This is a genomic window from Dietzia lutea (assembly GCF_003096075.1).
GTDB classification, from domain to species: Bacteria; Actinomycetota; Actinomycetes; order Mycobacteriales; family Mycobacteriaceae; genus Dietzia; species Dietzia lutea.
Genome location: NZ_CP015449.1, coordinates 3641780 through 3655787, shown reverse-complemented (window position 1 = coordinate 3655787; position 14008 = coordinate 3641780). Strand labels below are relative to the sequence as shown.

14 protein-coding genes are annotated in these 14008 nt (G+C 69.2%); 10 read left to right on the top strand and 4 right to left on the bottom strand.

Features of this window, described 5'->3' with window-relative positions:
• The first annotated feature begins 325 nt into the window (after nucleotides 1-325).
• From A6035_RS18470 to dnaB, 5 genes are all read left to right on the top strand, one after another.
• Nucleotides 326-463: a hypothetical protein gene (locus tag A6035_RS18470; protein ID WP_167400749.1), complete on the top strand. Its 138-nt coding sequence runs from the start codon at nucleotides 326-328 to the stop codon at nucleotides 461-463.
• Nucleotides 464-617: 154 nt separating this feature from the next.
• A complete protein-coding gene (gene rpsF, locus A6035_RS16820; protein WP_007632072.1) occupies nucleotides 618-905 on the top strand; it encodes a 30S ribosomal protein S6 in 288 nt (95 codons plus the stop codon).
• 92 nt (nucleotides 906-997) lie between these two features.
• Complete coding sequence (locus A6035_RS16815; RefSeq protein ID WP_007632070.1) at nucleotides 998-1582, top strand: single-stranded DNA-binding protein; 585 nt, start codon at nucleotides 998-1000, stop codon at nucleotides 1580-1582.
• Between the two features lie 114 nt (nucleotides 1583-1696).
• Nucleotides 1697-2149, top strand: coding sequence for a 50S ribosomal protein L9 (rplI, locus tag A6035_RS16810; protein ID WP_108848874.1), 453 nt, complete (start codon nucleotides 1697-1699; stop codon nucleotides 2147-2149).
• A 320-nt stretch (nucleotides 2150-2469) separates the two neighbouring features.
• Nucleotides 2470-4431, top strand: coding sequence for a replicative DNA helicase (gene dnaB, locus A6035_RS16805; protein ID WP_425267510.1), 1962 nt, complete (start codon nucleotides 2470-2472; stop codon nucleotides 4429-4431).
• Between the two features lie 262 nt (nucleotides 4432-4693).
• Here the strand turns inward: dnaB and A6035_RS19240 are convergent, their stop codons facing one another.
• Together A6035_RS19240 and A6035_RS16795 are read right to left on the bottom strand one after the other, a co-directional pair.
• A complete protein-coding gene (locus tag A6035_RS19240) occupies nucleotides 4694-4828 on the bottom strand; it encodes a hypothetical protein (protein ID WP_268817645.1) in 135 nt (44 codons plus the stop codon).
• A 107-nt stretch (nucleotides 4829-4935) separates the two neighbouring features.
• On the bottom strand, nucleotides 4936-6066 hold the full coding sequence (locus A6035_RS16795) for a 5-methyltetrahydropteroyltriglutamate--homocysteine S-methyltransferase (protein WP_108848872.1): 1131 nt from the start codon (nucleotides 6064-6066) through the stop codon (nucleotides 4936-4938).
• 402 nt (nucleotides 6067-6468) lie between these two features.
• On the opposite strand from A6035_RS16795, the gene A6035_RS16790 reads away from it, so the two are divergent.
• Nucleotides 6469-6978, top strand: a complete 510-nt coding sequence (locus A6035_RS16790; RefSeq protein ID WP_235026594.1) for a YflT domain-containing protein — start codon at nucleotides 6469-6471, stop codon at nucleotides 6976-6978.
• Between the two features lie 67 nt (nucleotides 6979-7045).
• Here A6035_RS16790 and A6035_RS16785 read toward each other — a convergent pair whose 3' ends face one another.
• Both A6035_RS16785 and A6035_RS18465 read right to left on the bottom strand, forming a co-directional pair.
• Complete coding sequence (locus A6035_RS16785; protein WP_108848871.1) at nucleotides 7046-7738, bottom strand: phosphatase PAP2 family protein; 693 nt, start codon at nucleotides 7736-7738, stop codon at nucleotides 7046-7048.
• A gap of 174 nt (nucleotides 7739-7912) precedes the next feature.
• The gene (locus A6035_RS18465; RefSeq protein ID WP_167400748.1) at nucleotides 7913-8089 is read right to left on the bottom strand and encodes a hypothetical protein; all 177 of its coding nucleotides are present in this window, start codon (nucleotides 8087-8089) and stop codon (nucleotides 7913-7915) included.
• A 439-nt stretch (nucleotides 8090-8528) separates the two neighbouring features.
• Between A6035_RS18465 and A6035_RS16775 the strand changes: the two genes are divergently transcribed.
• From A6035_RS16775 to A6035_RS16760, 4 genes are all read left to right on the top strand, one after another.
• Nucleotides 8529-9947: an NAD(P)/FAD-dependent oxidoreductase gene (locus tag A6035_RS16775; protein ID WP_108848869.1), complete on the top strand. Its 1419-nt coding sequence runs from the start codon at nucleotides 8529-8531 to the stop codon at nucleotides 9945-9947.
• Nucleotides 9948-10063: 116 nt separating this feature from the next.
• Nucleotides 10064-11665, top strand: coding sequence for a Mur ligase family protein (locus A6035_RS16770; RefSeq protein WP_327511812.1), 1602 nt, complete (start codon nucleotides 10064-10066; stop codon nucleotides 11663-11665).
• 60 nt (nucleotides 11666-11725) lie between these two features.
• Complete coding sequence (locus tag A6035_RS16765) at nucleotides 11726-12289, top strand: dihydrofolate reductase family protein (RefSeq protein WP_108848867.1); 564 nt, start codon at nucleotides 11726-11728, stop codon at nucleotides 12287-12289.
• A 252-nt stretch (nucleotides 12290-12541) separates the two neighbouring features.
• Nucleotides 12542-13972, top strand: a complete 1431-nt coding sequence (locus A6035_RS16760; protein WP_108848866.1) for an MFS transporter — start codon at nucleotides 12542-12544, stop codon at nucleotides 13970-13972.
• Nucleotides 13973-14008: the final 36 nt, after the last annotated feature.

The window sequence follows — 14008 nt, the reverse complement described above, 5'->3', positions numbered from 1 at the left end:
GGCGTTTCAGCGCCCGACCGCCGTAGCCCCGCCGCAGCTGCCCCGGCCACAGAATCCCCGCGACGCGGCTGCCGCGTGGGCATTCCGGCAGCGCGAGTGCCGCCGGATGCGCTGCCTCTTCGACCCGCGCTGCCGGAATGCACGCTCAGGGCGGGGTTGCGCTGCGTGTCAGGACCATTCGGCCATCGCAAGTCGAAGAGGCAGCGCACCTAGGCGGGGTTGTGATGCTTCTTTGCGCGCGCCGGCCGCCCGGAATACGACGCGGCCGTACGGACTTGTCCGGACATCTCGCCCGCAGTCGACGGTGGCCGTGCGAGTCCTCAGGATGAACTCACATTCATCGTATCGGGGGCACCAGCGTGTGCGGTCCAAGTACGACGCGGTGGTCAGACCCGCACGGACCAAGGCGCGTCTGCTCCTGCGCGCCGTCGAGGACGGGTACGTCCGGCTCGACGATCTGTGAGGGCGCGGGCTGCTCGCAGCACGGTCCGAGTCCGACGGGGATTTCGTCAGCCGAGTTCGGGCGGGGTAGCCTTGAGCGGTTGCTGACGCAACGACCCTCCTGCCACGGAGACACCGTGGCCGAATCTGTAGTCCACAGGAGGTGATGAGGTCCCATGCGTCAATACGAAGTGATGGTCATCCTCGATCCCAGTCTCGACGAGCGCACCGTGGCGCCGTCGCTGGACACGTTCCTCAACGTGATCCGGCAAGAGGGTGGATCGGTCGACAAGGTCGATGTCTGGGGGAAGCGCCGCTTCGCCTACGAGATCAATAAGCTCAACGAGGGCATCTACGCCGTCGTCCAGCTCAAGTCCGAGCCGGACGCGGTCAAGGAGCTGGATCGTCAGCTCGGTCTGAACGAGAACGTTCTCCGCACCAAGGTGCTGCGCGCCGACAAGTGACCCGGACTGTCCGACCACCCCGGTACTCTGGGCGCGGTCGGTCGGCCTCCGATCACCATCCACACCAGGCCTGAAACACGGAGGACAAGCGAATGGCACAGGGCGACACCCCCATCACGGTGGTCGGGAACATCGTCGCGGATCCCGAGCTGCGGTTCACGCCGTCGGGTGCCGCGGTGGCGAACTTCCGGATCGCCTCCACGCCGCGTCGCTTCAACTCGCAGACCAACCAGTGGGAGGACGGCGAAGGTCTGTTCCTCACCTGCAACGTCTGGCGCCAGGCGGCGGAGAACGTCGCCGAGTCGCTGCAGAAGGGCATGCGCGTCATCGTCAACGGCCGGCTTCGTCAGCGGTCGTACGAGACCCGTGAGGGCGAGAAGCGCACGGTGTACGAGGTGGAGGTCGACGAGGTCGGCCCGTCCCTCAAGTACGCCACCGCCAAGGTGACCCGCACCAACCGCGAAGGCGGCGGGGGCGGCGGTTTCCAGGGCGGCGGCCAGCAGGGTGGTGGCTTCCAGGGCGGCGGCCAGCAGGGTGGCTACGGCGGCGGTCAGTCGCAGGGCGGCTACGGCGGCGGCCAGGGCCGCGGCCAGCAGAACGACGACCCGTGGGGCAGCGCCCCTCAGGCCGGCGGTTCCGGTGGCTTCGGCGGCATGGACGACGAGCCCCCGTTCTAGATCGGGTCGATTCCCCGGGGCGCTGCCGGCGTCCCACCCCACAAGCATGAGACATGACCTCGCGACAATCCGGCCCAGGTCGGGTCCGTCGGAGGAAAGAAAGGTAGACGGATCATGAAGCTGATCCTCACCGCCGACGTCGACAAGCTCGGTGCGCCGGGCGACATCGTCGAGGTCAAGGGCGGATACGGTCGTAACTTCCTGCTCCCGCGCGGGATGGCCATCGTGGCCACCCCGGGTGCCGAGCGCCAGATCGAGTCCATCAAGCGTGCCCGCGAGGCCCGCGAGGTCCGCGACTCGGATCACGCCAACGAGCTCAAGCAGAAGCTCGAGTCGATGACCGACGTCAAGGTCGCGGTCAAGACCTCCGACACGGGCAAGCTGTTCGGCTCCGTCACCGCGGGTGACGTCGCCTCGGCCATCAAGGCCGCCGGTGGCCCCACGCTCGACAAGCGCTCCGTGGAGATGCCCAAGGAGCACATCAAGGCGACCGGCAGCCACAGCGTCGTCGTCGACCTGGGTCACGACACCACCGCGCGCGTCGCGGTCGAGGTCGTCCCCGTCTGATACACCCGCGCAGGGCCCCGGTCGTCACAGTGACGACCGGGGCCCTCGCCATTGTGGACGGCCTGTGGATAACTAGTTGTAAAGGCTAGGGTCCCGACGGTTCTCAGATCCGTCGCGTTCATCTTTCGTTATCCATTGTGTCCCGGTTTGTGACGTGATAAACGAGGTTCTCCACGGGACCTCCGACCTGCATCGATACCAGTGACCTGCGGTTTTGCAGGAACTGACCTGGGCTGTCCACTGGTTCTCCACAGAGATACGCCCATCGGCCCTGCGTAATACCCAACCATTCACAGTTCTCCACAGACGCCCTCTCGCAAATGTGGAGAAGCCTGTGGATAACCGGGCAGGCCCGACACGGGGGTGTCGTGTCGGTGCCCTACAGTGAAGGGGTCGCTCGCCGGTTCCCAGTCGGGGCCGGGCGGGCGGTCGAGTTCGACAGCGAAAGAGGAGCGGTCATGGCGCAGGCGGGATACGACGGTCCCGGCGAACTGCCCCCTCCGCCCGACGAGGGCGGCGGCGGCGAGTTCGGCCGTACCCCGCCGCAGGATCTCACCGCGGAGCAGTCCGTGCTGGGCGGCATGCTGCTGAGCAAGGACGCCATCGCGGACGTGGTGGAGGAGATCCAGCCGGGCGACTTCTACAAGCCGTCGCATCAGGCCATCTACGACGTCATCCTCGACCTGTACGCGCGCGGGGAGCCGGCCGATGCGGTGACCGTGGCCGCCGAGCTCGATCGCCGCGGGGATCTCCGCCGCGCCGGTGGTGCGCCCTACCTCCACACGCTGATCTCGACCGTGCCCACCGCGGCCAACGCGGGGTACTACGCCCAGATCGTCGCGGAGAAGGCGGTACTGCGTCGTCTGGTCGACGCGGGCACCCGCATCGTGCAGTACGGCTACTCGGGTTCCGAGGGTTCGGACGTCGCCGAAGTCGTGGACCGGGCGCAGGCGGAGATCTTCGAGGTCACCGAGCGCCGCACCACCGAGGACTACGTCATCATCGAGGAGCTGCTGCAGCCCACGATGGACGAGATCGACGCAATCCACACCGCCGGCGGCCTCTCGCAGGGCGTGCCCACCGGGTTCGCGGACCTGGACGCCGTCACCAACGGCCTGCACGGCGGGCAGATGATCATCATCGCCGCCCGCCCGGGTGTGGGTAAGGCTCTCGCCCTGGACACCGTCCTGCCCACCCCGGACGGTCAGACCACCATGGGCGAGGTCGCGGTGGGTGACCGCGTGCTGGGCGCCGACGGGCAGCCCACCGAGGTCGTGGCCGTGACCGAGGTGTGGGAGGACCGTCCCTGCTTCACCGTGCGGTTCAACGACGGCCCCGAGCTGGTCGCCGACGCCGAACACGAGTGGCGCATCGAGATGGGCGGCACCGAGCAGATCGTCACCACCAAGTCGCTGGACACGCTCATGCTGGTCTGCGACTTTGGCATCGTCGTCCCCGAGCACCCGGACTCCGGGCGTGCGGCGCGGCTCATCACCGACGTGCGCGGTGCCGCGAGCGTGCCGGTCAAGTGCATCGAGGTGGCCGCCGACGACCACCTCTACCTGGCGGGTCCCACCGCGATCCCGACGCACAACTCCACCATCGGCTTGGACATCATGCGGTCCTGCTCCATCAAGCACGGGCTCTCCTCCGTGGTGTTCTCGCTGGAGATGAGCCGCACCGAGATCGTGATGCGTCTGATGAGCGCCGAGGCGCGGGTCAAGCTGTCCGACATGAAGTCGGGCAAGATGAGCGACGAGGACTGGACGCGGCTGGCCCGGCGGATGGGTGAGATCTCCGAGGCGCCGCTGTTCATCGACGACTCTCCCAACATGACGATGATGGAGATCCGCGCCAAGGCCCGTCGGCTCAAGCAGAAGCACGACCTGCGGCTGATCGTGGTGGACTACCTCCAGCTGATGTCCTCGGGCAAGAAGGTCGAGTCGCGTCAGCAGGAGGTCTCGGAGTTCTCTCGTCAGCTCAAACTGCTGGCCAAGGAGATCGACGTGCCCTTGATCGCGATCTCGCAGCTGAACCGTGGGCCGGAGCAGCGAACTGATAAGCGGCCGCAGGTCTCCGACCTCCGTGAGTCCGGCTCGCTGGAGCAGGACGCGGACATCGTCATGCTGCTGCACCGCCCGGACGCCTCCGAGCGCGACGACCCGAGGGCCGGCGAGGCCGACCTGATCCTGGGTAAGCACCGTGGCGGTCCCACGTCCACGATCACGGTCGCCCACCAGCTCCACTACTCGCGCTTCGTGGACATGGCGCGGGGGCTGTAGGCGGCTGCCTGTCGGTTCGCGCGAGCAGACGGGCGACGCGCGGCGAGAAGCGGGACGGTGGGCCGTGCGAGCGTCAGTTGAAGATCGGCGAGACGGATATTCGAATGGCGGCTTCCGGAACAGAATGCGTGGCCGCTGCCTCGCCCACACGATCTCAACTCGCGCTCTGACTTCGCCTGGGGAACACGCTCGTGGTGGGTCACGCCCACGCACAGCTGGGCCAGCCCCTGCCACAGCTCGCGTTCGTCGTCAGGGCAGGACTTCACCGGACCTCGAGTGCCTCGTAAGCCGCGAACGGGCGCCCCGCCTCGAGCAGAGCGCGGGCGTCGGCCAGGGTCTCCTCCGGCGGCAGCAATTCCTCGGAGATGGGCTCGACGCCGGTCGCCCGGTACGGCAACGGCCACCCCAGGCAGCGCGGGGCCGCGACTGCTGGTGACGTCCCTGCTCGGTCCGATCGCTGTCACCGGTCATCCCAGTGCCTTCCCGTCGACCGGTGTCGCCTGTTCACAGCGGGGTCTCCGCGCCCCAGACCTCCCGGGCGATGTCGACGACGCTCCGGACCTTGGACCACTGCTGTTCTTCCGTGAGGACGTTGCCCTCTTCGGTGGAGGCGAAGCCGCATTGCGGGCTGAGGGCGAGCTGCTCGAGGGGCGCGAATCGGCTGGCTTCGTCGATCCGGCGTCTCACGTCGGCGGGATTCTCGAGATCGCCGCTCTTAGACGTGATCAGGCCGAGCACGACCGTCTTCTCGCCCTCCGGCAGGAAACGCAGCGGCTCGAATCCGCCGGCCCGGTCGGTGTCGTACTCGAGGAAGTAGCCGTCGTACGCCGTGTTGCCGAGCAACTGCTCCGCCACCGGCTCGTAGCCACCCGAGGCGATCCAGGTCGAGCGGAAGTTCCCGCGGCAGACGTGGGTGGTGACCGTCAGGTCGTCGGGCTTGTCGCGTAGCGCGTCGTCGAGAAGAGCGGAGTACCTCTCGGCGAGGCGATCGGTCCGGACTCCGCGCTCGGACGCCTTCGCCATCTCCTCCTCCGAGCACAGGTAGGCCCAGGCGGTGTCGTCGAACTGGAGGTAGCGGCACCCGGCCTCGTAGAACGTCCGGATCGCGTCGCGGTACGCCGCCGCCAGATCGTCCAGGGTCTCGTCGCGGTCCGCGTAGTGCTCGGTGGCGATCGCGTCCTGTTCGAGCCGGAAGTGCAGGACCGTCGGCGCGGGGATCGTCATCTTGGGCAGCAGGCCACCCACCTGCTGGGCCCGGTCGCGCAGGAAGATGAAGTGCTCGAGCATCGGGTGGTGCTCGGGGAAGCCGATCCTCCCGTTGACCTGCAGACCGCGGGGCTTGGTCTCCACGCCGGTGAACTGAAGGCCGTGGTCGAGCTCGACGACTTCCACGCCGTCGAGCATCCCGAAGTAGTCGAAGTGCCACCACGAGCGGCGGAACTCGCCGTCGGTGACGGCCTTCAAACCGTTCTCCTGCTGCCTGGCGACCAGTTCGCGGATCTGCTGATCCTCGACCTCTCGCAGTCCGGCGTCGTCGAGCTCGCCGGCCTCGTGGGCCGCGCGGGCCCGCTGGAGCGCCTCGGGCCGCAGGAAGCTGCCGACGACGTCGGCGCGGAACGGCGGGGCGATGCTCACTTGGGGACCTCCACATTTGTCACGCTCACTTCGAGGTGACGCCGACGGTACCCCGCCGAGGGGTCAGCGTTCCTCGAGCGCCGCAGGTACGGCCGTGGCGAGCTCGGCCGCCATCGGGTGCCCGGCGGCGAAGAACGGGGCAGGGAGCCGATCGGCGCTCGTGACCGCTCTGGCGGCGTTGACATCGCTGGACAGTACGGCGCGGCGTCTGGCGGACGCGACCCCAGGGGATGGCCGGGCGAGGTCGCAGGGGGTTTCCGAGTCGGCCTACGGAAGATGAGACGCCGGGCCCCCGTTCGTGGGCCTGGACCCTCTCCTCGCATCGGTACGACTGTGTATGCATCAATAACTTTCACCGAGGCGGCGCCTGCAGAGGGCGTCGCAGAGAAGGAGGACGACACGTTGACGACAGTTCGCAACGACTACCCGGAGACCGCATACGGAACGAACCTGACCGACTACCGGGTTCTGCAGAGCGCGCCGGACTACTCTGTCGCGCAGGAGATCGTCGACCGACTGTCTGATCGCGGTTTCCCCGTCGAGCGGGTTCGGATCGTCGGCAGCGGCCTCCGCTCGATCGAGCAGGTGACCGGCCGGATGACCACGGGTAAGGCCGCGGGTCGAGGAGCGCTGGCGGGACTGTGGTTCGGCCTTCTACTCGCCATCCTCTTCCTCATCCTCGCCCCGCTGGCGAGCTTCCTGTGGATCCTCGTCTGGTCCCTCGGCTTCGGCGCATTGTGGGGCGCGCTCTTCGGAGCCATCGGCCACGCCGCGACGGGCGGACGCCGCGACTTCTCGTCTGTGCAGACGATGGAAGCCGACTCCTACGATGTGCTCGTCGAATCCACGCACCTCGACGAGGCCGTCCAGCTGATCGGCGGACCCGCGCCCCGGACCGACCTGCAGAGCTGACCTCCGGCGCTGACCTGCACCGCCTCTACGCGTGAGCCCGGGCGCTGAGCTGAGAGCGGTCGGCCCCTCAGTGCGCCAGCGCCGGAGCGCGGCGGCGGATCCGCTGAGAGACGACCTGCACGATCACGACGAACACCGCGACCACGGCCACGGTCATGCACCACCCCGCGATGACGTCGCTGGGAAAGTGGACCCCGAGATAGACCCGGGACGCTCCTACCGCCAGCACGTAGAACGCCGCCGCCACGAGAGCCGGCCAGCGATACCGGGTGCCCCAGGCGAGAACGACGAGTGGCGCCGCGATCGACATCGACCCCATCGCGTGCCCGCTGGGGAAAGAGAAGGTGTTCTCCGCGGAGAGGTGCTCCCAGAAATCAGGGCGCGTTCTCTCGAAGAGGGCCTTGAGCGCCACGTTGATCCGCGAGGCGGCGAAGTAGGCCGCCAGCACGAACCCGGCGTCCACCCATCGGCGTCTGACGCACAGCACGAGGGCGGTGAGGGCGGCGGCGACCGGCACACCCTTCCCGCCGAGTAGCGAGACGAACGTCGCCGCGTCGGTCAGCCAGGGCGTCGTCGCGCCGTGGACCCACAGCATCACGGTCCGGTCGAACGCGAAGGAACCCTGCCGGGCGACTTCCACGGCCAGGACACCGAAGATCAGAAGCGGGATGAGGATCAGGGCGGCGGCCGCGCCGGGAGCGAGGCGCGTGGCGGTCACCGTGGATCGCCAGCGGCGCCGGCCGTCGTCTTCGGTGTTCACGGCATCAGCCTAGAAAGAACCGCTGAGAAAATCAGGAAAAACTTCGAGCGGCGAGCGCGGCGCGAGCGCGGGCGCGTGGCTCGCCGGCCGCACACATGCAGCGACCCGGGGGCTCCGCCCGCCGGACACCGAGATGTCCGGGGCGGGAGCCCCCGGGTCGCCGAGGAGTCGAGGCTAGGACAGTCCGCCGAGCAGGTCGGTCGGCAGGAGGCCGGTCAGCGAGTCGGTCGCGCTGCCGGAGCCGCTTCCGGGCCCACCGAGAAGCGAGCCGAGGCCGAGCGAGCCGAGGATGGGTGCCGCGAGTGACCCCGCGGCGAGCGAACCGAGCGATCCGAGAGCTTCAGAACCCATGGATGTGTCTCCTTTCGACGGGCATGTGGCGTGGGCGGGGAGTGATCCCCGCTCACTCGGCCGAGAGTAGCAGTGACTCTCGGCCTTTTCGGACCGCTCGCGGACTGATTTTTCCTGGATATCATCCGGGGCGCGGCATGGTCCTCCCGCCCACCGCCGGGAGCTGCGCAGATGCCGTATCCACCGGACCGTGTTCGCATCCACGACGCCGGCGCTCACTGCGCCCGTCGATCGCGCACGAGTGCCCGTCCGTCGCCGGCACGTACACGAACGGGTTCTGGGTCGGGGAGAGTGGCTCGTCGTACCTGATGGATGCGGAGCTCTACGAGCACGGCGACCCGGAACCGGACGACGCGCCCGACGAACACGACTAGGGTCGGCCGCAACGGGGCCCGGCGACGGGCTCACGGGAACGGCACAGTCAGTTCGAGGAGGCGCCATGACCGGATACTCGCACTCGCCGATGAACAGTGGACCGTCGACGGAGAACCGCCATCGCGTCGTCATCATCGGGTCGGGATTCGGTGGGCTCGCCGCCGCCCGGGCGCTGGAGAAGGCCGACGTCGACGTCACGCTCGTCGCCCGGACCGGCCACCACCTCTTCCAGCCGCTGCTGTACCAGGTCGCGACGGGCATCTTGTCCGTCGGCGAGATCGCGCCCTCGACCCGGCTCGTGCTGCGGGACCAGAAGAACGTGACCGTCGCGCTGGGGGAGGTGGACCAGATCGACGTCACCGCCAGGACAGTGCACGCGACGGCCGGGCACGTCGACTTCGAGCTCGAGTACGACAGCCTCATCGTCGCCGCCGGGGCCAACCAGTCGTACTTCGGCAACGATCACTTCGAGCACTGGGCGCCGGGCATGAAGTCCATCGACGACGCGCTGGAACTGCGGAGCCGCATCATGGGCTGCTTCGAGCAGGCCGAGGTGACGGACGACGAGGAGGAGCGGCGCCGGCTGCTCACCTTCGTCGTCGTCGGCGCCGGCCCGACCGGGGTGGAGATGGCGGGGCAGATCGCCGAGCTGGCGCGGCGGACCCTCAAGCACAGCTTCCGGCGGATCGACCCGGCGCGGGCCCGCGTCATCCTTGTCGACGCCGCCCCGGCGGTGCTCCCGCCGTTCGGCAACAGGCTCGGCAACGCCGCCCGTGCGCGTCTCGAGGAGATCGGGGTGGAGATCCAGCTCAACGCCATGGTCACCGACGTGGACTACTACGGGATCGAGGTCAAGGACCCGGACGGGTCACGGCGCCGCATCGACGCCACCTGCAAGATCTGGTCGGCCGGCGTCCAGGCGAGCCCGCTGGGCAGGATGCTCGCCGAGCAGACCGGCGCCGAGGTGGACCGGGCGGGACGTGTGCTGGTGAACAAGGACCTCTCCCTGCCGGGTCGGCCGGAGATCTTCGTGATCGGCGACATGATCAACCTCGACAACCTGCCCGGCGTCTCGCCCGTCGCCATCCAGGGCGGCAAGTACGTCGCCAAGCAGATCGCCCGCGAGGTGGCGACGGGGCGGTCGCCGGCCGCGCGTCGCCCGTTCAAGTACTTCGACAAGGGCTCCATGGCGACCGTGTCCCGCTACAGCGCGGTGGCCAAGATCGGCCCGTTCCAGCTGCAGGGCTTCATCGCCTGGGTGCTGTGGCTGCTCGTGCACCTGGCGTTCCTCATCGGCTTCCGGAACCGGGTCATCACCCTGCTGTCCTGGGGGCTGCACATGGGCGACCATCGCTCGCACCTGAACTCCACGGCCCGGTGGGCGTACGGACGGCAGGCCCTCGCTCGCGCGGAGCAGTCCGCCGAGCGCGAGACCGACCGCGCGACCGCCGACCGGGACACCGACCGAGCCCCGGCCGACTGATTCCGCGCCCGGCGCGCTCGGCGGTCGTCCGGTGGGCTCAGCGGTCGCGGCCGACGGTCCGGGGTGGGACCGTGGCGGTCGACGACGACGAAGTGAGCTCGGGCGGAAGAGGTGCGGTGACCCGATCAACCGAAGAGTCCGCGGGACGCGCCCGATCCGTCCGCGCCAGCCCTGACGTGCCCCAGCGGGCACCGATCACCGCCGCAGACCTCTCCCGATTCCTCGGAACTCCGGTGGTGGGCGGTTCGGGGGCGGCAGCCCGGGTGGCGGCCGACCTCGTCGTCGTCGACATCACCGACGACTCCCGGAGCGTCTCCACCGGACACGCCTACCTCGCCCTGCCGGGCAGCCACCACCACGGCCTCGACTTCGAGGCCGAGGCCGCCGAGGCAGGCGCCGTGGTCGCGATCAGCGACCGCCCGTCGGCCGCGCTGCCGACCCTCGTCGTCGGCGACCCCCGCGCGGTGAGCGGCCCGCTCAGCGCGTGGTTCCACGGCTGCCCGTCCCACGCGATGCGGGTCTTCGGCGTCACCGGAACCAACGGCAAGACCAGCGCCGCCCACTTCCTCGAGGCCGGCCTCGCCGCGGCGGGCGAGAGCAGCGGGTTGATCTCGGGCGTCGCGATCCGCGGTGCAGGCCTCGACCTGCGGCCTGTCCGGACGACGCCCGAGGCGCCGATGCTCCAGCACACGCTCGGCCGGTTCTTCCGCGGCGGCGCCACCGCGTGCGCGATGGAGGTCTCCTCGCACGCGATCGACCAGGGCCGCATCGACGGGGTCCGCTTCCGCACGGTGGCGTTCACCAACCTGGGCCACGACCACCTCGACTACCACCACACGATGGAGGAGTACTACCGGGTCAAGGCGTCGCTGTTCACGTCGGCGCGCGCTGACACGGCGGTGGTCTCCGTCGACGACCCTCACGGGCGCCGGCTCGCCGCAGAGTCGGAACCACCCACGTGGACGTGCTCGGTCCGCGACGTGGGGGCGGACGTCTACGCCGAGGACATCGTGTGCGACGGCACGGGTTCGCGCTTCACCGCCCGGACGCCGCTCGGCGCCGTGCCGATCCACCTGCGGGTCCTGGGGCCGCACCAGGTGCCCAACGCTCTCGTCGCGCTGACCGGCCTCCTCGCCGACGACATCGACCCACTCGCGGCGGCCGAGGGCATCTCCCGACTGTCCCGGGTCCCGGGGCGCTGCGAGCCGGTGCACGCCGGGCAGTCGTTCACCGCGCTCGTCGACTACATGCACAACGAGCCCGGCCAGCGCGCGCTGCTGCCCTACCTGCGGTCGATGGCCACCGGGCGGTTGATCCTGGTGATCGGGGCGACCGGCGGACGCGACCGCACCAAGAGGCGCCCGCTCGGGCGGACGGCGGCGTCCTTCGCCGACCTGGTGATCGTCACCGACGAGAGCCCCGAGGACGAGGACCCGGCCGCCCTCCGCGCCGAGGTCCTCGCCGGCGCGCGCGAGGCCGCGGTGGTCCGCGCGCGTGAGACCGCGGGGGTCGAGGTGATGGAGGAGCCGGACAGGGGACAGGCTCTGGCCCTCGCCGTGGCGGTGGCCGGGCCGGGGGACGTGGTGGTCGTCGCCGGTCGTGGGAGCGAGGTGTCCCGACGCTACGGGCCGCTCCGAGACGACTTCGACGACCGCGCCCGTCTACTGCAGGCGATCCTCGGGTCCTCGGCGAAGAACCCCGGACAACGCTCAGCGTAAGAGCGGCATCCGGGGTTAGGCTGCCCCCATCGTCCCCGCGCCATCCGCGAAAGGCCGACCATGGGCACGTTGAGTTACACCGCGACCGTCTCGCTCGACGGGTACGTCGCGGACGCGGACGGGGACTTCCAGTGGTCCGCGCCGGACGCCGAGGTCTTCCGGTTCCACGTGGACCGCATGGGGGCCGTCGCCCACGAGGTGCTGGGGCGCCACACCTACGCGCTGATGGAGTACTGGCAGAACCCACCTGAAGGCGAGGAGTGGGGCCCCGACGAACAGGAGTTCGCGCGGCGCTGGCAGGCGATCCCGCGGACACTCGTCTCATCCACCATGACGGCCGCCGACCTCGCCTCGGACACCGACCGCCTGGTGCCGCGTCTCGACCCGGGCACCCTGCGCCGCATCGTCGACGAGGCCGACGGTGAGGTGGAGATATTCGGTCCGACCACCGCGGCGGAGGCGATCCGCGCGGGGATGGTGAGCGACTTCCTGTTCTTCGTCGTCCCGAAGGTGGTCGGCGGGGGCCTGCGCGCGATGCCGCCGGACGCACGCCTGGATCTGGAGCTCGCCGAGCAGCGCGTCTTCGGAGGCGGGACGGTGTTCCTGCACTACCGGAGCCGGTGAACCCGTAACGGAGCGCGTGAGCTGTGTAGCCGAGGCCGTGAGCCGTGGCCAGGTCGTCGTCGTCACACCCCCGCCCGTACACCCGACGGCCTGCCCGGAATTGGACACGGTGCGCAGCGGGCGAGAAAAATGACGATCCACACTGTGCCACGTGCACATCCACCGCTGGGCGGGGTGACCCAGATCACCAAGCCGCCTAGCCTTGTCGCGGTCGTCGGTAGCCACCCCCCGCTACCCGGACCTAGGAGGAACATGGCAACGCCGGACGGGAACACCGATCCCCATGCGAGCACGACCGCGGTCGACGAGACGATCTCGGCCGAGCCGGTGCCCCGTCACCGGATCATCCTCGCCTCGCTCATCGGCACCACGATCGAGTTCTACGACTTCTACATCTTCGCCACCGCCGCGGTGTCGGTCTTCCCGCTGCTGTTCTTCGCCGGCGGCGACGCCAGCACGGCACTGCTGGCGTCGATGGCCACGTTCGGCACGGCGTTCATCGCCCGCCCGCTCGGGTCCATCGTCTTCGGGCACTACGGCGACCGCCTCGGCCGCAAGGTCACCCTGGTGGGCGCGCTGCTCACGATGGGTATCGCGACGTTCCTCATAGGACTGTTGCCGACCATCCACCAGATCGGCCTGTGGGCCCCGGCGATGCTGACGATCCTGCGCTTCTTCCAGGGCATCGGCCTCGGCGGGGAGTGGTCGGGCGCGGCGCTGCTGGCGTCGGAGACGGCGCAGCCGGGTAAGCGCGGGTTCGCCGCGATGTGGCCCCAGCTCGGCGCACCGTTCGGCTTCATCCTGGCCAACGGCATCTTCCTCTTGCTGACCGTGTGGTTCGCCTACGACTCCACCGCCGCGGAGCTGTCGGACCCGTTCCTCGTGTGGGGCTGGCGCCTGCCGTTCCTGCTGTCGATCGTCATGGTCGGCGTGGGCCTGTACGTGCGGCTGCGCATCGAGGAGACGCCGGTCTTCGCCCGCGCGGTCGCCAACAACGAGCGCGTCAAGACCCCGGTGTCGGAGGTGTTCCGCCGCAACTGGTGGGAGATCATCCTCGGCACGTTCATCATGCTGGCCACCTACGGCCTGTTCTACCTCATGACCACGTGGATCCTGTCGTTCGCGATCGGTAGCGAGGAGACCGGCGGGCTCGGTTACGGCTACCAGTCGTTCCTCATCATCCAGGTCATCGCGATCCTGCTGTTCGCGGCGTTCGTCCCGGTGGCCGGCTGGCTGGCCGACGTGCTGGGGCGCCGCCGCATGCTCATCGGCGTCACCGCCGCGATCATCGTCTTCGGCCTGAGCTTCGGCTGGTGGCTCGAGCCCGAGGCCATGGGCACCGGTGACGACCTCGACGTCACCCGCATGCTGCTCTTCCTGTGCGTGGGCATGATGCTCATGGGCCTGACCTTCGGCCCGATGTCGGCGGTGCTGCCGGAGCTGTTCCCCACCAACACCCGCTACACGGGGTCGGGCGTGGCGTACAACTTTTCGGCGATCCTGGGCGCGGCGCTCACCCCGTTCGTCGCGGTGTGGCTCGTGCAGAACTACTCGGTCGCCTACGTCGGCTACTACCTGGTCGGTCTGTCCGTGCTGACGATCATCTCGCTGATCCTCGCGCCGGAAACCAGTAAGACCTCGATGTACACGGAGGAGTCGCGCTCGGAGGACGCCCTGTCGTGACGCCCGCCCTGCGGTGGATCGACCTCTGCTGAAGGG

Bases quoted from the DNA above. Each gene is read 5' to 3' on its own strand.
- A6035_RS18470 (WP_167400749.1), top strand. From the start codon at position 326: ATGAACTCACATTCATCGTATCGGGGGCACCAGCGTGTGCGGTCCAAG.
- rpsF (WP_007632072.1), top strand. From the start codon at position 618: ATGCGTCAATACGAAGTGATGGTCATCCTCGATCCCAGTCTCGACGAG.
- A6035_RS16815 (WP_007632070.1), top strand. From the start codon at position 998: ATGGCACAGGGCGACACCCCCATCACGGTGGTCGGGAACATCGTCGCG.
- rplI (WP_108848874.1), top strand. From the start codon at position 1,697: ATGAAGCTGATCCTCACCGCCGACGTCGACAAGCTCGGTGCGCCGGGC.
- dnaB (WP_425267510.1), top strand. From the start codon at position 2,470: ATGTGGAGAAGCCTGTGGATAACCGGGCAGGCCCGACACGGGGGTGTC.
- A6035_RS18465 (WP_167400748.1), bottom strand. From the start codon at position 8,089: ATGGGTTCTGAAGCTCTCGGATCGCTCGGTTCGCTCGCCGCGGGGTCA.
- A6035_RS16775 (WP_108848869.1), top strand. From the start codon at position 8,529: ATGACCGGATACTCGCACTCGCCGATGAACAGTGGACCGTCGACGGAG.
- A6035_RS16765 (WP_108848867.1), top strand. From the start codon at position 11,726: ATGGGCACGTTGAGTTACACCGCGACCGTCTCGCTCGACGGGTACGTC.
- A6035_RS16760 (WP_108848866.1), top strand. From the start codon at position 12,542: ATGGCAACGCCGGACGGGAACACCGATCCCCATGCGAGCACGACCGCG.